The organism is Pseudomonas kuykendallii, from assembly GCF_900106975.1.
Lineage (GTDB): Bacteria > Pseudomonadota > Gammaproteobacteria > Pseudomonadales > Pseudomonadaceae > Pseudomonas_O > Pseudomonas_O kuykendallii.
This window is the reverse complement of record NZ_FNNU01000009.1, coordinates 109045-126996: the sequence shown is the minus strand read 5'-3', so window position 1 is coordinate 126996 and position 17952 is coordinate 109045. Positions and strand designations below refer to the sequence as shown.

Below are 17952 nucleotides of genomic sequence, written 5' to 3'. Positions count from 1 at the left end.
AGTTGCCCATGAACATGGCCGCGAAGATCGAGCTGATCGACGATATCTGCCGCAAGGCGCGCATCCTCCCGGTGATCACCATCGCCCGCGAAGAGGACATCCTGCCGATGGCCGACGCGCTGGCCGCCGGTGGTCTGTGCACGCTGGAAATCACCCTGCGCTCGGTCCACGGGCTGACCGCGATCCGCCAGTTGCGCCGCGAACGCCCCGAGCTGTGCGTCGGCGCCGGGACCATCCTCGACAAGGCGATGCTGGCCGAGGCGATCGATGCCGGCGCGCAGTTCATCGTCACCCCGGGCTGCACCGCCGAGCTGCTGGAGGCCGGTTGCGACCTCGACGTGCCGCTGCTGCCGGGCACCTCCTGCGCCTCCGACATCATGCTCGGCTATGCCCTGGGCTACCGTCGCTTCAAGCTGTTCCCGGCGGAGGTCGCGGGTGGCGTGGCCGCGCTCAAGGCGTTCGCCGGCCCGTTCGGCAACGTGCGCTTCTGCCCGACCGGCGGCGTCAGCCCGGACAACCTGAAGAGCTACCTGGCGCTGCCCAACGTGATGTGCGTCGGCGGCACCTGGATGCTCGACAGCGCCTGGATCAAGTCCGGCGACTGGGCGGCGGTGGAGCAGGCGAGCCGCGAGGCGATGGCGCTGACCTAGCCCTGACCGTTACTTTCATCGGCCGCGCATATCGCCGCGGTCGTCCAGCGCGTATGATTCGCGCCCCATTCGGAACAGCCCACACCGGGAGGTGCACAGATGACCGAACATGAGCAACCCGCCGAGCACGTCGCTCACGGCGAAAAACTGCAGAAAGTCCTCGCGCGCATGGGCCTCGGCTCGCGTCGCGACATCGAGACCTGGATCAGCCAGGGACGGGTCAAGGTGAACGCCAGCGTGGCGACCCTCGGCCAGCGCGTCGACCTGCACGACGCCATCGCCCTCGACGGCCGCCTGATCAAGCGCGAAGAGGCCGTCGAAGCGGTCCGCCGCGTGCTCATCTACAACAAGCCGGACGGCGAAGTCTGCACCCGCGACGACCCGGAAGGCCGTCCGACCGTGTTCGCCCGCCTGCCTCGCCTGCAGGCCGGGCGCTGGATCAACATCGGTCGCCTGGACATCAACACCACCGGTCTGCTGATGTTCACCACCGACGGCGAGCTGGCCAACCGCCTGATGCACCCGTCCTACGAGATGGACCGCGAATATGCGGTGCGCGTGCGCGGCGAAGTCACCGAGGAAATGATCGAGAACCTCAAGACCGGCGTGATGCTCGAAGACGGTCCGGCGAAGTTCACCGACATTCAGGAAGCGCCCGGCGGCGAAGGCTTCAACCACTGGTATCACTGCGTGGTGATGGAAGGCCGCAACCGCGAAGTGCGGCGCCTGTGGGAGTCGCAGGGGCTGGTGGTCAGCCGCCTGAAGCGCGTGCGCTTCGGCCCGGTGTTCCTCACCTCCGAGCTGACCATGGGGCGCTGGCGCGAGATGGGCCAGGCCGAGCTGGACATCCTCAGCGCCGAAGTCGGCCTGAAGCCGGTTTCGCTGCCCGACATGAAGGGCAAGGTGCGTGAGAAGCTCGACCGCGCGCAGCGCAAGTCGGCCAAGCCGCTGGCGCCGAGCGAGCGTCCGGGCCGTGCGCCGCGCGGTGGCAAGCCCGCCGCCGGTGCCGGCAAGCCGACCAACCGCCGCCTGCGTCCGGATTCGGAGCGCAGCACGCCGCGGGGCGCCGGCAGCACCGTCGCCGAGCGGCCGCAGGATGTGAACAAGAAGCGCCGCCCTGCCGAAGACGCCGGCGGCGAACGTGGCGCACCCCGCAAGCCGTCGGCGGGCGCTCCGGCCAAGCGCCGTGGCCCGGTGGCCGACGGCCAGCGTCCAGGCTTCGGTCGCAAGCGTCCGTAAACGGATGGCGTAACGAAAAACCCCGCTCTCGCGGGGTTTTTCATTTCTGTGCTGGCGCTGCTCAGCCCGCCAGCATCATCCGGTTGCGGCCTTCGCGTTTGGCGGCATAAAGCGCATCGTCGGCGCGGCGGGTGAGGCTTTCCGCGGATTCGAAGGGTCGCAGCAGGGCGCAGCCCAGGCTGACCGACATCCTGATGGCCTGACCCTGACTCAGGTATTGCAGCGTCTCGATGGTGCTGCGCAGGCGCTCGCCCACCAGGCTGGCGGCCTCGAGGGCCGTGTTGGAGAGCAGCACCATGAATTCCTCGCCGCCGAAACGGAAGATCATGTCGATGTTGCGCAGCTGGTTCTTCAGCGCGACGGAAACCGCGCGCAGCACGTCGTCGCCGACGCCGTGGCCGTAGCCGTCGTTGATCAGCTTGAAGTGGTCGAGGTCGAGCATCAGCACGCACAGCGGCTGCGAATGACGGTGGGCCATGTCCACTTCGCGAGCCAGCGACTGGTTCATGGCGAAGCGGTTGCCGGTGCCGGTCAGCGGGTCATGCAGGGCATTCTGCAGGGCGCAGCGATAGAGCAGCGCGTTGCGCAGCGGGAACACCAGGCAGGACAGCAGCGATTCCACCTGGCCGAGCTCGAAGTCGTCGAAACGCTGGTTGCGGCGGAACACCAGTTCGCCCATGTATTCGCCGGCCTGGTTGAGGTTGTAGCTGGCGCTGTGGGTGCCGCGTGCGCCGAACTGCAGGGACAGCTCGCTGCGCGGATGGGAGAAGGTCATGGCGTCCAGCGGTACCAGCCGCTGAACCTCGCGGAAGAACACTTCGAGGATGCGCTCCACCTCCAGACTGGTCTGCAGCTGCAGGGTCAGTTGGCGGTGCAGCTCGCTCAGCGTTACCGGTAGCAGGGCAACGGGGCGAGATTCCGAATAGCCCATACGCTGCAGGCGGGCGGCGTCGAAATCGATCGTGTTCTTCTTGCTGGGAGGGACCATGAGCGCTCTTCCTTCAACGCTGGTATGCGTTTCGTGGAGGGACAAGAGCGAAATGTGTGCCAGGATATTTTTATCGTTATTTAACAGTGACTTGAGCGTTTATTGCGTGGGTGGTGGCAAGATTTCGCCGGTTGTCCGGCGGGTAATGGCCGCTATTTGGAAGGTAGGTTGCCGCTTTCGACGTAAAACTGGCGGTGGCCCGGCCACCGCCCGCGTGCTCACTGGGCGTCGAACTGCTGGCCGTTGACGCCCTTGCTGTCCGGGCCCATCAGGTACAGATAGACCGGCATGATCGCCTCCGGCTCCGGGTTGTTCGCCGGATTCTCGCCCGGGTAGGCATGGGCGCGCATCGCAGTGCGGGTGGCGCCCGGATTGATGCTGTTGGAGCGCACGGCGCAGGTGCCGTCGACTTCGTCGGCGAGAACCTGCATCAGCCCCTCGGTGGCGAACTTGGAAACCGCGTAGGCGCCCCAGTAGGCGCGGCCCTTGCGGCCGACGCTGCTGGAGGTGAACACCACCGAGGCGTCATCCGACAGCTTGAGCAGCGGCAGCAGGGCGCTGGTGAGCATGAACATGGCGTTGACGTTGATCTGCATGACGCGCATGAAGTTCTCGCCCGAGAGCTGCTCGAGCGGCGTGCGCGGGCCGACGATGGACGCGTTGTGCAGCAGTCCGTCGAGGCGGCCGAATTCGCTTTCGATCATCGCCGCCAGTTCGCCGAACTGGTGCGGCTGGGCGGTTTCCAGGTTCAGCGGAATCACCGCGGCCCGCGGATGGCCGGCCGCTTCGATCTCGTCGTAGATCAGGTTGAGGTTGTCTTCGTTGCTGCCCAGCAGCAGCAGCGTCGCGCCATGCGCCGCATAGGCCTTGGCGGCGGCCGCACCGATGCCGCGGCCGGCGCCGGTGACCAGGATGATGCGGCCCTGCAGTAGATCGGGGCGGGCTGTGTAGTCGAACATAGGGGGCTCCTTCGGGCGCGGCACGCCTTGGCCGCGCGGCTGGCTAGCGGATCGGATGGATGGAACGACAGCCTGTCAGCACCCGCAGAGGGCGCGGTCGAGCAGGGTGCGCAGCTCGCTCGGGTGGTCGATGACGGCATCGGCGCCCCAGCTGCGCGGGTTGTCCTGCGGATGGATGTAGCCGTAGCTGACGCCCACCGTGCGGGTGCCGGCGGCGCGACCGGATTCGATGTCGCGCAGGTCGTCGCCGACGAACAGCACGCTGGCCGGCTCCAGCTCCAGGCGCTGGCAGGCCAGGGCGAGCATTTCCGGGTCCGGCTTGCTGTGGGTGACGTGGTCCGGGCAGATCAGCAGCGCCGAGCGCTCGGCCAGGCCGAGCCGCTGCATGATCGGTTCGGCGTAGCGCAGCGGCTTGTTGGTCACCACGCCCCAGATCAGCCCGGCCTTTTCGATATCGGCCAGCACGTCGGCCATGCCGTCGTAGAGGTGGCTGAAGGTGGCGCAGTGGCTCTGGTAGCGCTCGAGGAATTCAAGGCGCAGTGTCTCGAACGCGTCGGACATCGGCTCGACGTCGAAGGCGCTGATCACCATCGCCCGCGCACCGCCGGACACCACGTCGCGCACGGTCTTGTCCTCGATCGGCGGCAGCGCGCGCGCGGCACGCATCGCCTGGATCACCGCGATGAAATCCGGCGCGGTGTCCAGCAGGGTGCCGTCCATGTCGAAGAGCACTGCTCGAATGCGCATGCCGCTCACGCCTCCCTCAGGGTCTGGACCATGTAGTTGACGTCCACGTCCGGCGCCAGCCTGTAGCGCTTGCTCAGCGGGTTGTAGGTCAGGCCGATGATGTCGCGGACCTGCAGCCCGGCGTCGCGGCTCCAGGTGCCCAGCTCGGAAGGACGGATGAACTTGGCGAAGTCATGGGTGCCTCGCGGCAGCAGGCGCATCAGGTACTCGGCGCCGACGATGGCGAACAGCCAGGCCTTGGGGTTGCGGTTGATGGTGGAGAAGAACACCTGGCCGCCGGGCTTGACCAGCGTGTGGCAGGCGCGGATCACCGAGGCCGGGTCGGGTACGTGCTCGAGCATTTCCAGGCAGGTGACCACGTCGAACTGGCCGGGCATTTCCGCCGCCATCGCTTCGGCGGTGATCTGCCGGTATTCCACCGGCACGCCGGATTCGAGCTGGTGCAGGCGTGCCACCGACAGCGGCGCCTCGCCCATGTCGATGCCGATCACCTCGGCGCCGCGCTGGGCCATGGCTTCGCTGAGGATGCCGCCGCCGCAGCCGATGTCGATGACCTTCTTGCCGGCCAGGCCGACGCGTTCGTCGATCCAGTTGACCCGCAGCGGGTTGATGTCGTGCAGGGGTTTGAACTCGCTTTCGCGGTCCCACCAGCGGTGGGCCAGGGCTTCGAATTTGGCGATTTCGGCGTGATCGACATTGCTCATGAGTAGTTCCATCGAAACGAGAAAGAGGAGGGCGCGGCCGGGCGGACATGTTGCCAGCTTGACGGCGCCGATAGGCTCATCGACGTCGGCCCAATGTATGCCAGTTTGTCGCAGGCCGGCGTCAGCCGCCGCGGATGCGCGAGCCCCACTGCCGTGCAGTGGCGATGATGCGTTGTTCGTCCATGCGGGTCAGGCGTCCGTCGTCGAGCAGTGGCTTGCCGCCGACCCAGACGTGCTTCACGCAGTCGCGCCCGCAGGCGTAGATCAGTTGCGATACCGGATCGTAAACCGGCTGCTGGGCCAGGCCGTTAAGGTCGAAGACGACCAGGTCGGCGAACTTGCCGACCTCCAGCGAACCGCAGCAGGCGTCCAGCCCGAGGGCGCGCGCGCCGTTGAGCGTGGCCATGCGCAGCGCGCGGTGCGCGTCCAGGGCGGTGGCCGAACCGGCGACGGCCTTGGCCAGCAGCGCGGCGGTGCGGCTTTCGCCCAGCAGGTCGAGGTCGTTGTTGCTGGCCGCGCCGTCGGTGCCGAGGGCGACGTTGACGCCGGCCTGCCAGAGTTTCTCGACGGGGCAGAAACCGCTGGCCAGCTTGAGGTTGGACTCCGGGCAGTGGATCACGCTGCTGTTGCTTTCCACCAGCAGCGCCAGATCCTCGTCGTTCACCTGGGTCATGTGCACGGCCTGGAAGCGCGGGCCGAGCAGGCCGAGGCGGGCGATGCGCGCCAGCGGCCGCTCGCCGGTCCGCTCGACGGCCTGCTGCACCTCGCCGGCGGTCTCGTGGACGTGCATATGAATGCCGGCGTCCAGCTGGTCGGCGAGCATCAGGATGTTCGCCAGCTTGTCGTCGCTCACCGTATAGGGCGCGTGCGGGCCGAAGGCGACCTTCAGGCGCGGGTGGTGGCGCAGGTCGTCGAACAGCTCCAGGCCGCGGCGAATGGCGTCGGCCGGGTCCGCCGCGCCGGGGATCGGGAAGTCGAGGATCGGCAGGCTGATCTGCGCGCGCACGCCTGCGTTGTGCATCACTTCGCTGGCGATCTTCGGGTAGAAGTACTGGTCGCAGAAGCAGGTGATGCCGCCCTTGAGCTGTTCGGCCACCGCCAGTTCGGTGCCCGCGCGGACGAAGTCCTCGTCGACCCAGCGGCCCTCGGCCGGCCAGATGTGCTGCTCCAGCCAGCTCTGCAGCGGCAGGTCGTCGGCGAAGCCACGGAACAGGCTCATGGCCGCGTGGCCGTGGGCGTTGATCAGTCCCGGCGCGAGCAGCATGCCGGGCAGTTCGCGGATTTCCGTCGCCGGCTGGCGCAGGGCCTCGGCGCGTGGCGCGATGAGCACGATGCGTCCGTCGCGGATGCCCAGGCCGTGGTCGCCGAGGACCACGCCCGCCGGCTCCACCGGAACCAGCCAGGACGGCAGCAGCAACAGGTCGAGGGGCGCGTCGGGCATGGGCTGGCGTTCCAGGTCAGAGGGCCGGACAGTGTATTGAAGCCGCACGGGGCTGGAAAGGCGAAGCCAGCGGTCGGGCGGCTCGCCCGCCGCCGCGTCGCCCGCCACCGCCGCGGGCTTGTGCGTATAATTCGCCGCTTTTGTTCCGGTACGAGGTTGAGCATGCGCGAGCGATTGCTGGCGGCGGAGAAGGTCACGTCCATCGAATGGCGCGCGGGCGAGCTGCATCTGCTCGACCAGCGCCGGCTGCCGCTGGAGGAAACCTGGCTCACCTTCGACTCGGCCGCCGGTGTCGCCGAGGCGATTCGCAGCATGCTGGTGCGGGGTGCGCCGGTGATCGGCATCGCCGCGGCCTACGGGCTGGTGCTTGGCGCGCGGGCGCGCCTGGCGCAGGGCGGCGACTGGCGCGCCGAGCTGGAGGCGGACTTCGCCGTGCTGGAGGGCGCCAGGCCGACTGCGGTCAACCTGTCCTGGGCGCTGAACCGCCTGCGCGAACGGCTCGACAAGCTCAAGCACGGCGAAGACCCGCTGAAGGCGCTGGAAGCCGAGGCCATGGCTATCCACCTCAGTGACCGCGAGGCCAACCTGACCATGGCTCAGCTGGGCATGGAGCTTATTCGCAAGCAGCAGGGCAACCTGCAGACCCTGCTCACCCACTGCAACACCGGCGCGCTCGCCACCGGCGGCTTCGGTACCGCGCTCGGGGTGATTCGCGCGGCCTACCTCGAGGGGCTGGTGGAGCGCGTCTACGTCGACGAAACCCGGCCCTGGCTGCAGGGCTCGCGCCTGACCGCCTGGGAACTGGCCAGCGAAGGCATCCCGCTGAGCCTCGGCGTCGATTCCGCCGCCGCGCACCTGATGAAGACCAAAGGCATCACCTGGGTCATCGTCGGCGCCGACCGGATCACCGCCAACGGCGATGTGGCGAGCAAGATCGGCACCTATCAACTGGCCGTTTGCGCCATGCACCACGGCGTGCGCTTCATGGTCGTGGCGCCCAGCTCGAGCATCGACATGGCGCTGGAGAGCGGCGACGACATTCCCCTCGAGGAGCGCGACGGCGCGGAGCTGCTGGACGTCGGCGGCGTGCGCGTCGCCGCCGGCGTCGAGGCGCTGAATCCGGTGTTCGATGTCACCCCGGCCGACCTGATCGACGCCATCGTCACCGAGAAGGGCGTGGTCGAACGCCCCGACGCGACGAAGATGGCCGCCCTGATGAGTCGCAAGCGCCTGCACTGAAGGGGCGCCTGCTCATCCATTCGACGCGTCTCTAGGCGGCTTTCGAACGCCGCCTTGTGATAATATCCCGCGCTTATTCGCAGCACCTCGCAGACAAAAGGAACCAGGCTTCTCATGGGTGAACTGGCCAAAGAAATCCTCCCGGTCAATATCGAAGACGAGCTGAAACAGTCCTATCTCGACTACGCGATGAGTGTGATCGTCGGGCGTGCCCTGCCGGATGCGCGCGACGGCCTGAAGCCCGTGCATCGGCGCGTGCTGTTCGCCATGAGCGAACTGGGTAACGACTGGAACAAGCCGTACAAGAAATCCGCCCGTGTGGTCGGTGACGTGATCGGTAAGTATCACCCGCACGGCGACACCGCCGTGTACGACACCATCGTGCGCATGGCCCAGCCGTTCTCGCTGCGCTACCTGCTGGTCGACGGTCAGGGCAACTTCGGTTCGGTGGACGGCGACAACGCCGCGGCCATGCGATACACCGAAGTGCGCATGACCAAGCTGGCCCACGAGCTGCTGGCCGACCTGCAGAAGGAAACCGTCGACTGGGTGCCGAACTACGACGGCACCGAGATGATTCCGGCGGTGATGCCGACCAAGATCCCCAACCTGCTGGTCAACGGCTCGTCGGGCATCGCCGTGGGCATGGCCACCAACATCCCGCCACACAACCTCGGCGAAGTGATCGACGGCTGCCTGGCGCTGATGGACAACGCCGAGCTGACCGTCGACGAACTGATGCACTACATCCCCGGCCCGGACTTCCCCACCGCGGGGATCATCAACGGCCGTGCTGGTATCATCGAGGCCTACCGCACCGGCCGCGGGCGCATCTATATCCGCGCGCGCGCCGAGATCGAGGACATCGACAAGGCCGGTGGCCGCCAGCAGATCGTCATCCGCGAACTGCCGTACCAGCTGAACAAGGCGCGTCTGATCGAGAAGATCGCCGAGTTGGTCAAAGAGAAGAAGATCGAAGGCATCACCGAACTGCGCGACGAGTCCGACAAGGACGGCATGCGCGTGGTCATCGAGCTGCGTCGCGGCGAAGTGCCGGAGGTGATCCTCAACAACCTCTACGCCCAGACCCAGCTGCAGAGCGTGTTCGGCATCAACGTGGTGGCGCTGGTCGACGGCCAGCCGCGCACGATGAACCTCAAGGACATGCTCGAGGTATTCATCCGCCATCGCCGCGAAGTGGTGACCCGGCGTACCGTGTTCGAGCTGCGCAAGGCGCGCGAGCGCGGCCACATCCTCGAAGGCCAGGCGGTCGCGCTGTCCAACATCGACCCGGTGATCGAGCTGATCAAGGCATCGCCGACGCCGGGCGAAGCCAAGGAACGCCTGATCGCCCGCGCCTGGGAATCCAGCGCCGTCGAGGCGATGGTCGAGCGCGCCGGTGCCGATTCCTGCCGCCCGGACGATCTCGATCCGCAGTACGGCCTGCGCGACGGCAAGTACTACCTGTCGCCGGAACAGGCCCAGGCGATCCTCGACCTGCGCCTACACCGCCTGACCGGCCTGGAGCACGAGAAGCTGCTGGCCGAGTACCAGGAAATCCTCACCCTGATCGGCGAGCTGATTCGCATCCTGACCAACCCCGTGCGCCTGATGGAAGTCATCCGCGAAGAGCTGGAAGGCGTCAAGGCCGAGTTCGGCGACAAGCGTCGCACCGAAATCGTCGCCTCGCAGGTCGACCTGACCATCGCCGACCTGATCACCGAAGAAGATCGCGTGGTGACCATCTCCCACGGCGGCTACGCCAAGTCCCAGCCGCTGCACGCCTACCAGGCGCAGCGTCGTGGCGGCCGCGGCAAGGCGGCGACCGGGGTCAAGGAAGAGGACTACGTCGAACACCTGCTGGTCGCCAACAGCCACGCCACGCTGTTGCTGTTCTCCAGCAAGGGCAAGGTCTACTGGATGAAGACCTACGAAATTCCCGAAGCCTCGCGCACCGCGCGTGGCCGGCCGCTGGTCAACCTGCTGCCGCTGAGCGAGGGCGAGCGCATCACCGCGATGCTGCAGGTCGACCTCGAGGCCGTGCGCCAGCAACTGCCGGAAGGCGAGGACGCCGATGACGTCATCGAAGGCGTGCTGGCCGAGCCGGAAGAGATCGAGGAAGTCGGCGAAGAAGAAGACGGCGACGACGAAACCGCCGACGAGCCCACTGGCAGCTACATCTTTATGGCCACCGCCAACGGCACCGTGAAGAAGACCCCGCTGGTGCAGTTCAGCAAGCCGCGCAGCGTCGGCCTGATCGCCTTGAAGCTGGAAGAGGGCGACACCCTGATCGCCGCCGCCGTCACCGACGGTGCGCAGGACGTGATGATGTTCTCCGACGGCGGCAAGGTGATCCGCTTCAAGGAAAGCAAGGTGCGCATCATGGGCCGTAACGCCCGTGGCGTGCGTGGCATGCGCCTGCCGGAAGGCCAGCACATCATCTCCATGCTGATCCCCGAGCCCGACGCGCAGATTCTCACCGCGTCGGCGCGTGGCTACGGCAAACGCACCGCGATCGCCGAGTTCCCGCGCCGCGGACGTGGCGGCCAGGGCGTGATCGCCATGGTCAGCAACGAGCGCAACGGTATTCTGGTGGGCGCCATCCAGATCCAGGAAGGCGAGGAGATCATGCTGATTTCCGACCAGGGCACGCTGGTGCGTACCCGCGTCTCCGAAGTGTCCTCGCTGGGCCGCAACACCCAGGGCGTGACCCTGATCAAACTGGCCAAGGACGAAACCCTGGTCGGTCTGGAGCGGGTGCAGGAGCCTTCGGTCGAGGAAGACCTCGAGGAAAACGAAGCGGCTCTGGCCGAGGACGTGCTCGACAAGGAGCTGCCCGTGGTCAGCGCCGAGCCGGACGAGGATGAACTGCTCGGTGGCGGCGGCGACGTATCGCCGGACGTGGTCCCCGGTGACGGCGAAGACGAGTAACGTCGGCGGCGTTCCCATGCAGGCAGGGGCCGGGCGGCAACGCTCGGGCTTCTGCCGGCAACGCGGGGTTCGAACGAGTGAAAGGGCCAAGCCCTGCCTTTTTGAGAGACATCAACGATGAGCAATCGCGCTTTCAACTTCTGCGCCGGCCCGGCCGCGCTTCCCGAGGCGGTACTGCAACGTGCCCAGGCCGAACTCCTCGACTGGAACGGCAAGGGCCTTTCGGTGATGGAGATGAGCCATCGCAGCGACGACTACACGGCCATCGCGGTCAAGGCCGAGCAGGACCTGCGCGACCTGCTGTCGGTGCCGGCCAACTACAAGGTGCTGTTCCTCCAGGGCGGCGCCAGCCAGCAGTTCGCCGAAATCCCGCTGAACCTGTTGCCCGAAGGCGCTTCGGCCGACTACATCGACACCGGCATCTGGTCGCGCAAGGCCGTCGAAGAGGCGCGCCGCTACGGCAAGGTCAACATCGCCGCCAGCGCCAAGCCGTACGACTACTTCGCCATCCCGCCTCAGAGCGAATGGCAGCTGGATGCGAAGGCCGCCTACGTGCATTACGCCTCCAACGAGACCATCGGCGGCCTGGAATTCAACTGGATTCCCGAGACCGGCGACGTGCCGCTGGTGGTGGACATGTCCTCGGACATCCTCTCGCGCCCCCTCGACGTGTCGAAGTTCGGCCTGATCTACGCCGGCGCGCAGAAGAACATCGGCCCCAGCGGCCTGGTGGTGGTGGTCGTTCGCGAAGACCTGCTCGGTCGCGCGCGCAGCGTCTGCCCGACGATGCTCGACTACAAGATCGCGGCCGATAACGGCTCGATGTACAACACCCCGGCGACCTTCTCCTGGTACCTCTCCGGGCTGGTCTTCGAGTGGCTCAAGGAGCAGGGCGGGGTCGCCGCCATGGAACAGCGCAACCGCGCGAAGAAGGACCGTCTGTACGGCTTCATCGACGCCAGCGGCCTGTACAGCAACCCGATCACCGGTGAGGCGCGTTCGTGGATGAACGTGCCGTTCCGCCTCGCCGACGAGCGCCTGGACAAGGATTTCCTCGCCGGCGCCGACGCCCGCGGGCTGCTCAACCTCAAGGGGCACCGTTCGGTGGGCGGCATGCGCGCGTCCATCTACAACGCCCTCGGCCTGGACGCCATCGAGGCGCTGGTCGGCTACATGGCGGAGTTCGAGAAGGAGCGTGGCTGATGTCCGATGCCAACTCCGAGCTTGAGCTGAAGGCGCTGCGGGTACGCATCGACAAGCTCGATGAGAAGATCCTCGAGTTGATCAGCGACCGTGCGCGCTGCGCTGAAGAGGTCGCCCGGGTCAAGATGGCCGCGCTGGCCGAAGGCGAGGTGCCGGTATTCTACCGGCCCGAGCGCGAGGCGCAGGTGCTCAAGCGGGTGATGGAACGCAACAAGGGCCCGCTCAGCAACGAGGAGATGGCACGGCTGTTCCGGGAGGTCATGTCGTCCTGCCTGGCCCTGGAGAATCCGCTGAAGGTCGCCTACCTCGGCCCCGAGGGCACCTTCACCCAGGCCGCGGCGATCAAGCATTTCGGCAACGCGGTGATCAGCACGCCGATGGCGGCCATCGACGAGGTGTTCCGCGAGGTCGCCGCGGGTGCGGTCAATTTCGGCGTGGTGCCGGTGGAAAACTCCACCGAGGGCGCGGTCAACCACACGCTGGACAGCTTCCTCGAGCACGACATGGTGATCTGCGGCGAAGTCGAGCTGCGCATCCACCATCACCTGCTGGTCGGCGACAACACCAAGACCGACAACATCAGCCGCATCTATTCGCACGCCCAGTCCCTGGCGCAGTGCCGCAAGTGGCTCGATGCGCACTACCCGAACGTCGAGCGCGTGGCGGTTTCCAGCAACGCCGACGCCGCCAAGCGGGTCAAGGGCGAGTGGAGCTCGGCGGCCATCGCCGGCGACATGGCGGCCAGCCTCTACGGCCTGACCAAGCTGCAGGAGAAGATCGAGGACCGCCCGGACAACTCCACGCGCTTCCTCATCATCGGCAACCAGGAAGTCCCGCCGACCGGCGACGACAAGACCTCTGTGATCGTCTCCATGCGCAACAAGCCCGGCGCGCTGCACGAGCTGCTGGTGCCGTTCCACAGCAACGGCATCGACCTGACGCGCATCGAGACGCGCCCGTCGCGCAGCGGCAAGTGGACCTACGTGTTCTTCATCGACTTCGTCGGCCACCACAAGGACCCGCTGATCAAGGACCTGCTCGAGCGCCTCAGCCAGGAAGCGGTCGCGGTGAAAGTGCTGGGTTCCTACCCCAAGGCCGTGCTCTGAACGGCGCGCGGCACCTGGCGCGCCCGTGCGGAGTGGCGGCATGACGCTGGACAGCACGCCGGCCGACCGCCACAGCCTGTTCGAGGATGCCCAGGCGCTGGTCAGCGGCACCCTGATGATCGCCCTGGCGATCAATCTCTATCGTGCCGCCGGCCTGCTCACCGGCGGCACCGCGGGGCTGGCGTTCCTCACCCAGTACACCGGCGTGGTCAGCTTCGGCGTGGCCTTTTTCGTGATCAACCTGCCGTTCTACTGGCTGGCGATCCGGCGCATGGGCTGGCCGTTCACGCTGCGTACCCTGACGTCGGTGACACTGGTCTCGCTGTTCGCCGACCTGACCCCGCGGCTGATCGGTTTCCAGACGCTCAACCCGCTGTATGCCAGTATTCTGGGCGGCATCCTGATGGGCATCGGCCTGCTGATCCTGTTCCGCCACCGGGCCAGCCTGGGCGGCGTGAACATCGCGGTGCTCTATCTCCAGGACCATTTCGGCTGGCGTGCCGGCAAGGTGCAAATGGTCATCGACTGCCTGATCCTGCTGGTGGCGCTGTTCGTCGTCGATCTGCACGCCATCGCGCTGTCGATCGTCGGCGCGGTGGTACTGAACATGGTGCTGGCGGTCAATCACCGGCCAGGCCGCTATTCGGCAATCAGTTGACCGGCGCGCGGCGCCGCTTGAACAGAGGTTCGCATGAGTTGTGATTTCCTTCGTCTGGCCCAGCCCGGCGTGCAGAAGCTGTCCCCTTACGTGCCGGGCAAGCCGGTCGACGAGCTGGCGCGCGAACTCGGCCTGGAGCCGGCGAGCATCGTCAAGCTGGCCAGCAACGAGAATCCGCTGGGCCCCGGCGAAAAGGCGCTGGCGGCGATCCGCGCCGAACTGGCCGAGCTGACCCGCTACCCCGACGGCAACGGCTTCGAGCTGAAGAGCAAGCTCGCCGAGCGCTGCCGGGTGACCGCCGCGCAGGTGACCCTGGGCAACGGCTCCAACGACATCCTTGAACTGGTCGCGCGTGCCTACCTGGCGCCGGGCCTGAACGCGGTGTTCAGCCAGCACGCGTTCGCCGTCTACCCGATCGTCACCCAGGCCGTCGGCGCCGAAGGGCGCTCGGTCGCGGCGAAGCACTGGGGCCACGATCTGCCGGCGATGCTCGCGGCGATCGACGAGAATACCCGCGTGGTGTTCATCGCCAACCCGAACAACCCGACCGGCACCTGGTTCGGCCCGGCGGCGCTGGCCGACTTCCTCGCCAAGGTCCCGGAGCGTGTGCTGGTGGTGCTGGACGAGGCCTACATCGAGTACGCCGAGGGCGACGAGTTGCCCGACGGCCTCGATTACCTGGCGCAGTACCCCAACCTGCTGGTCTCGCGGACCTTCTCCAAGGCTTACGGCCTGGCCGCGTTGCGCGTCGGTTACGGGTTGTCGTCGACGGAGATCGCCGACGTGCTGAACCGCGTGCGCCAGCCCTTCAACGTCAATAGCCTGGCCCTGAGCGCCGCCTGCGCCGCCCTCGACGACGCCGACTACCTGCAGCGCAGCCGCGCGCTGAACGATGCCGGCATGAAGCAGCTCGAGCAGGGCTTCCGCGCGCTGGACCTGCAGTGGATCGCGTCGAAGGCCAACTTCATCGCCGTCGATCTCGGCCGCGACGCGGCGCCGGTGTACCAGGCGCTGCTGCGTGAAGGCGTGATCGTGCGGCCGGTAGGCGCCTACGGCATGCCCAATCACCTGCGCATCTCCATCGGCCTGGCCGAAGAGAACGCCCGTTGCCTGGATGCGCTGGGACGGATTCTCGCCCGTGGCTGATATGACGCCGCTGCCACAGGCCGGGCGCGCGCTCGGCCGCCTGGTGGTGGTCGGTCTCGGCCTGATCGGCGGCTCGTTCGCCAAAGGCCTGCGCGAGAAAGGCCTGTTCGGCGAAGTGGTGGGCTTCGACCTCGATCCGCAATCGCGCCGCCTGGCGGTGGAACAGGGGGTGGTCGATCGTTGCGAGACCGACCTCGCCGCCGCCTGCCGCGCCGCCGATGTGATCCAGCTGGCCGTGCCGATCCTGGCGATGGAAAAGCTCCTCGCCGAACTGGCCCGGCTCGACCTCGGCAATGCCGTGCTCACCGATGTCGGCAGCGCCAAGGGCAACGTGGTGCGTGCCGCCGGCGAGGCCTTCGGCGAAATGCCGGCGCGCTTCGTCCCCGGCCATCCCATCGCCGGCTCCGAGCGCAGCGGCGTCGAGGCGGCCGACGGCGGGCTGTTCCGTCGCCATAAGGTGATCCTTACGCCGCTGGCGTCGACCGACGGCGAAGCGCTGGCGCTGGTCGACCGGCTCTGGCGCGAACTGGGCGCGGACGTCGAACACATGGAGGTCGAACACCACGATCAAGTGCTCGCCGCCACCAGCCACCTGCCGCATCTGCTGGCATTCGGCCTGGTGGACTCACTGGCCAAGCGCAGCGAGAACCTGGAGATCTTCCGTTACGCCGCCGGCGGTTTTCGCGATTTCACCCGCATTGCCGGCAGCGATCCGGTGATGTGGCACGACATCTTCCTCGCCAACCGCGATGCCGTGCTGCGCACGCTCGACGCCTTCCGTGGTGATCTCGACGCCTTGCGCGAGGCTATCGACAGTGGCGACGGCCATCAGTTGCTCGGCGTGTTCACCCGCGCACGCGTCGCCCGCGAGCATTTCGGCAAGATTCTCGCCCGGCGCGCCTACGTCGATTCGGTGCAGGCCAACGGCGACCTCGTGTTCCTCGCCCAGCCCGGCGGGCGCGTCAGCGGCAGCATCCGGGTACCGGGCGACAAGTCGATTTCCCACCGTTCGATCGTGCTCGGCTCGCTGGCCGAAGGCACCACCGAGATCGACGGTTTCCTCGAAGGAGAGGACGCCCTGGCGACGCTGCAGGCGTTCCGCGACATGGGCGTGGTGATCGAGGGGCCGCACCACGGTCGCGTGATCATCCATGGCGTCGGGCTGCACGGCTTGAAGGCGCCGCCGGGGCCGCTGTATCTGGGCAATTCCGGCACGTCGATGCGCCTGCTCAGCGGGCTGCTGGCGGCGCAGCCGTTCGACAGCGTGCTGACCGGCGACGAGTCGCTGTCGAAGCGTCCGATGGGGCGCATCGCCGAACCGTTGCGCCAGATGGGCGCGCAGATCGAGACCGCCGCCGACGGTCGTCCGCCGCTGAGCATTCGCGGCGGCCAACGCCTGCAAGGGCTGAATTATGCGATGCCGATGGCCAGCGCCCAGGTCAAATCCTGCCTGCTGCTCGCCGGTCTGTACGCCGCGGGAAACACCTCGGTGACCGAGCCGGCGCCGACCCGCGACCACACCGAGCGCATGTTGCGCGGTTTCGGCTATCCGCTGGCGGTGGACGGCGCCACGGTGACGGTCGAGCCCGGCCACAGGCTGCGGGCCTGCGCCATCGAAGTGCCGGCGGACATTTCCTCGGCGGCGTTCTTCCTGGTCGCCGCCAGCATCGCCGAAGGCTCGGAATTGCTGCTGCGGCACGTCGGTGTCAATCCGACCCGCACCGGCGTGATCGACATCCTTCGCCTGATGGGCGCGGATATCACTCTGGAGAATCCGCGTGACGTCGGCGGCGAGCCGGTGGCGGACATCCGCGTGCGCGCTGCGCGCCTGCAGGGCATCGAGATTCCCCGGCACCTGGTGCCGCTGGCCATCGACGAATTCCCGGTGCTGTTCATCGCCGCCGCGGTGGCGTCCGGGCGCACCGTGCTGCGTGGCGCCGAAGAGCTGCGAGTCAAGGAGTCCGATCGCATCCAGGTCATGGCCGATGGCTTGCTCGCCCTCGGCGTGAAGTCCGAAGCGACGGCCGATGGCATCGTCATCGAGGGCGGCAACCTGGGCGGCGGCGAGGTCTACAGCCATGGCGATCACCGCATCGCCATGGCCTTCAGCGTGGCCGCATTGCGCGCCAGCGCGCCGATCCGCATCCACGACTGCGCCAATGTGGCGACATCTTTCCCCAACTTCCTCGCCCTGGCGGCGGAAGTCGGCATCCGAGTAAGCGAAGAGGGCGCATCATGAACACCCAGGCACCAGTCATAGCCATCGACGGACCGGGCGGTTCGGGCAAGGGCACCATCGCCGGCCTGCTGGCCCGGCAACTCGGCTGGAATCTGCTGGATTCCGGCGCGCTCTACCGCCTGCTGGCATTCGCCGCGCGCAACCACGGCGTCGATCTGACCAACGAGGAAGCGCTCAAGGTGCTGGCCGCACACCTCGACGTGCAGTTCGCCGTCGCCGCGCCGGGGCAGGAGCAGCACATCATTCTCGAGGGCGAGGAAGTCACCCAGGCGATCCGCAACGAGCAGATCGGCGCCGCCGCATCGCAGGTCGCCGCGCTGCCGGCGGTGCGCGATGCGCTGCTGCAGCGCCAGCGTGCGTTCCAGGAAAATCCGGGGCTGGTGGCGGACGGCCGGGACATGGGAACAGTGGTGTTTCCGGACGCGCCGCTGAAGATATTCCTCACCGCCAGCGTCGAGGAGCGTGCCCGCCGCCGGTACATGCAGTTGAAGGCCAAGGGTGATGATGTTAGTCTTGCGAGTCTTCTTGATGAGATCCGTGAGCGCGACGAACGCGATACCCAACGAGCGGTAGCGCCTTTGAAGCCGGCGCATGATGCGATCATGCTGGATTCCACGGTGCTTTCCATCGAGCAGGTGCTTGAAAAGATTCTCAGCGAAGTCGCCAGGCGCGATCTCGCCGAGTAACCAGGCCGCAGCAGCC

General features: G+C 67.2%; 15 protein-coding genes. 10 read left to right on the top strand and 5 right to left on the bottom strand.

Annotation, left to right across the window (positions count from 1 at the left end):
• The first annotated feature begins 8 nt into the window (after positions 1-8).
• Entirely contained in the window at positions 9-650 is a 642-nt protein-coding gene (locus tag BLV15_RS21320; RefSeq protein ID WP_245728248.1) for a bifunctional 4-hydroxy-2-oxoglutarate aldolase/2-dehydro-3-deoxy-phosphogluconate aldolase, read from the top strand.
• A gap of 99 nt (positions 651-749) precedes the next feature.
• Positions 750-1889, top strand: a complete 1140-nt coding sequence (rluB, locus tag BLV15_RS21315) for a 23S rRNA pseudouridine(2605) synthase RluB (protein ID WP_090231740.1) — start codon at positions 750-752, stop codon at positions 1887-1889.
• A gap of 61 nt (positions 1890-1950) precedes the next feature.
• On the opposite strand, the gene BLV15_RS21310 is transcribed toward rluB, so the two are convergent.
• The 5 genes from BLV15_RS21310 to BLV15_RS21290 form a co-directional block, all read right to left on the bottom strand.
• Positions 1951-2877 carry a GGDEF domain-containing protein gene (locus BLV15_RS21310; RefSeq protein ID WP_090231739.1) on the bottom strand — a complete coding sequence of 309 codons (927 nt, stop codon included), beginning with the start codon at positions 2875-2877 and terminating at the stop codon, positions 1951-1953.
• A 218-nt stretch (positions 2878-3095) separates the two neighbouring features.
• Positions 3096-3836 carry a YciK family oxidoreductase gene (locus BLV15_RS21305; RefSeq protein ID WP_090231738.1) on the bottom strand — a complete coding sequence of 247 codons (741 nt, stop codon included), beginning with the start codon at positions 3834-3836 and terminating at the stop codon, positions 3096-3098.
• A gap of 75 nt (positions 3837-3911) precedes the next feature.
• Entirely contained in the window at positions 3912-4583 is a 672-nt protein-coding gene (gene mupP, locus BLV15_RS21300) for an N-acetylmuramic acid 6-phosphate phosphatase MupP (protein WP_090231737.1), read from the bottom strand.
• Positions 4584-4588: 5 nt separating this feature from the next.
• Positions 4589-5287, bottom strand: a complete 699-nt coding sequence (ubiG, locus tag BLV15_RS21295) for a bifunctional 2-polyprenyl-6-hydroxyphenol methylase/3-demethylubiquinol 3-O-methyltransferase UbiG (protein WP_090231736.1) — start codon at positions 5285-5287, stop codon at positions 4589-4591.
• A gap of 121 nt (positions 5288-5408) precedes the next feature.
• Complete coding sequence (locus BLV15_RS21290; RefSeq protein WP_090231735.1) at positions 5409-6728, bottom strand: TRZ/ATZ family hydrolase; 1320 nt, start codon at positions 6726-6728, stop codon at positions 5409-5411.
• 162 nt (positions 6729-6890) lie between these two features.
• On the opposite strand from BLV15_RS21290, the gene mtnA reads away from it, so the two are divergent.
• The 8 genes from mtnA to cmk all read left to right on the top strand — a co-directional run bounded on the left by mtnA (position 6891) and on the right by cmk (position 17936).
• The gene (mtnA, locus tag BLV15_RS21285; RefSeq protein WP_090231734.1) at positions 6891-7967 is read left to right on the top strand and encodes an S-methyl-5-thioribose-1-phosphate isomerase; all 1077 of its coding nucleotides are present in this window, start codon (positions 6891-6893) and stop codon (positions 7965-7967) included.
• Positions 7968-8081: 114 nt separating this feature from the next.
• On the top strand, positions 8082-10898 hold the full coding sequence (gene gyrA, locus BLV15_RS21280) for a DNA gyrase subunit A (RefSeq protein ID WP_090231733.1): 2817 nt from the start codon (positions 8082-8084) through the stop codon (positions 10896-10898).
• Between the two features lie 117 nt (positions 10899-11015).
• A complete protein-coding gene (gene serC, locus BLV15_RS21275; protein WP_090231732.1) occupies positions 11016-12101 on the top strand; it encodes a 3-phosphoserine/phosphohydroxythreonine transaminase in 1086 nt (361 codons plus the stop codon).
• A complete protein-coding gene (gene pheA / locus BLV15_RS21270) occupies positions 12101-13207 on the top strand; it encodes a prephenate dehydratase (protein ID WP_090231731.1) in 1107 nt (368 codons plus the stop codon). The genes serC and pheA overlap by 1 nt, the downstream gene beginning before the upstream one ends.
• A gap of 40 nt (positions 13208-13247) precedes the next feature.
• On the top strand, positions 13248-13865 hold the full coding sequence (locus BLV15_RS21265) for a YitT family protein (protein ID WP_090231730.1): 618 nt from the start codon (positions 13248-13250) through the stop codon (positions 13863-13865).
• A 33-nt stretch (positions 13866-13898) separates the two neighbouring features.
• The gene (gene hisC / locus BLV15_RS21260) at positions 13899-15011 is read left to right on the top strand and encodes a histidinol-phosphate transaminase (protein WP_090231729.1); all 1113 of its coding nucleotides are present in this window, start codon (positions 13899-13901) and stop codon (positions 15009-15011) included.
• A 1-nt stretch (position 15012) separates the two neighbouring features.
• Positions 15013-17250: a bifunctional prephenate dehydrogenase/3-phosphoshikimate 1-carboxyvinyltransferase gene (locus tag BLV15_RS21255; protein WP_090231728.1), complete on the top strand. Its 2238-nt coding sequence runs from the start codon at positions 15013-15015 to the stop codon at positions 17248-17250.
• Positions 17247-17936: a (d)CMP kinase gene (gene cmk / locus BLV15_RS21250; RefSeq protein ID WP_090231727.1), complete on the top strand. Its 690-nt coding sequence runs from the start codon at positions 17247-17249 to the stop codon at positions 17934-17936. Before BLV15_RS21255 ends, cmk begins: the two co-directional genes overlap by 4 nt.
• The last annotated feature ends 16 nt before the right edge of the window (positions 17937-17952 follow it).

Bases quoted from the DNA above. Each gene is read 5' to 3' on its own strand.
- BLV15_RS21320 (WP_245728248.1), top strand. From the start codon at position 9: ATGAACATGGCCGCGAAGATCGAGCTGATCGACGATATCTGCCGCAAG.
- rluB (WP_090231740.1), top strand. From the start codon at position 750: ATGACCGAACATGAGCAACCCGCCGAGCACGTCGCTCACGGCGAAAAA.
- BLV15_RS21310 (WP_090231739.1), bottom strand. From the start codon at position 2,877: ATGGTCCCTCCCAGCAAGAAGAACACGATCGATTTCGACGCCGCCCGC.
- BLV15_RS21305 (WP_090231738.1), bottom strand. From the start codon at position 3,836: ATGTTCGACTACACAGCCCGCCCCGATCTACTGCAGGGCCGCATCATC.
- mupP (WP_090231737.1), bottom strand. From the start codon at position 4,583: ATGCGCATTCGAGCAGTGCTCTTCGACATGGACGGCACCCTGCTGGAC.
- ubiG (WP_090231736.1), bottom strand. From the start codon at position 5,287: ATGAGCAATGTCGATCACGCCGAAATCGCCAAATTCGAAGCCCTGGCC.
- BLV15_RS21290 (WP_090231735.1), bottom strand. From the start codon at position 6,728: ATGCCCGACGCGCCCCTCGACCTGTTGCTGCTGCCGTCCTGGCTGGTT.
- mtnA (WP_090231734.1), top strand. From the start codon at position 6,891: ATGCGCGAGCGATTGCTGGCGGCGGAGAAGGTCACGTCCATCGAATGG.
- gyrA (WP_090231733.1), top strand. From the start codon at position 8,082: ATGGGTGAACTGGCCAAAGAAATCCTCCCGGTCAATATCGAAGACGAG.
- serC (WP_090231732.1), top strand. From the start codon at position 11,016: ATGAGCAATCGCGCTTTCAACTTCTGCGCCGGCCCGGCCGCGCTTCCC.
- pheA (WP_090231731.1), top strand. From the start codon at position 12,101: ATGTCCGATGCCAACTCCGAGCTTGAGCTGAAGGCGCTGCGGGTACGC.
- BLV15_RS21265 (WP_090231730.1), top strand. From the start codon at position 13,248: ATGACGCTGGACAGCACGCCGGCCGACCGCCACAGCCTGTTCGAGGAT.
- hisC (WP_090231729.1), top strand. From the start codon at position 13,899: ATGAGTTGTGATTTCCTTCGTCTGGCCCAGCCCGGCGTGCAGAAGCTG.
- BLV15_RS21255 (WP_090231728.1), top strand. From the start codon at position 15,013: ATGACGCCGCTGCCACAGGCCGGGCGCGCGCTCGGCCGCCTGGTGGTG.
- cmk (WP_090231727.1), top strand. From the start codon at position 17,247: ATGAACACCCAGGCACCAGTCATAGCCATCGACGGACCGGGCGGTTCG.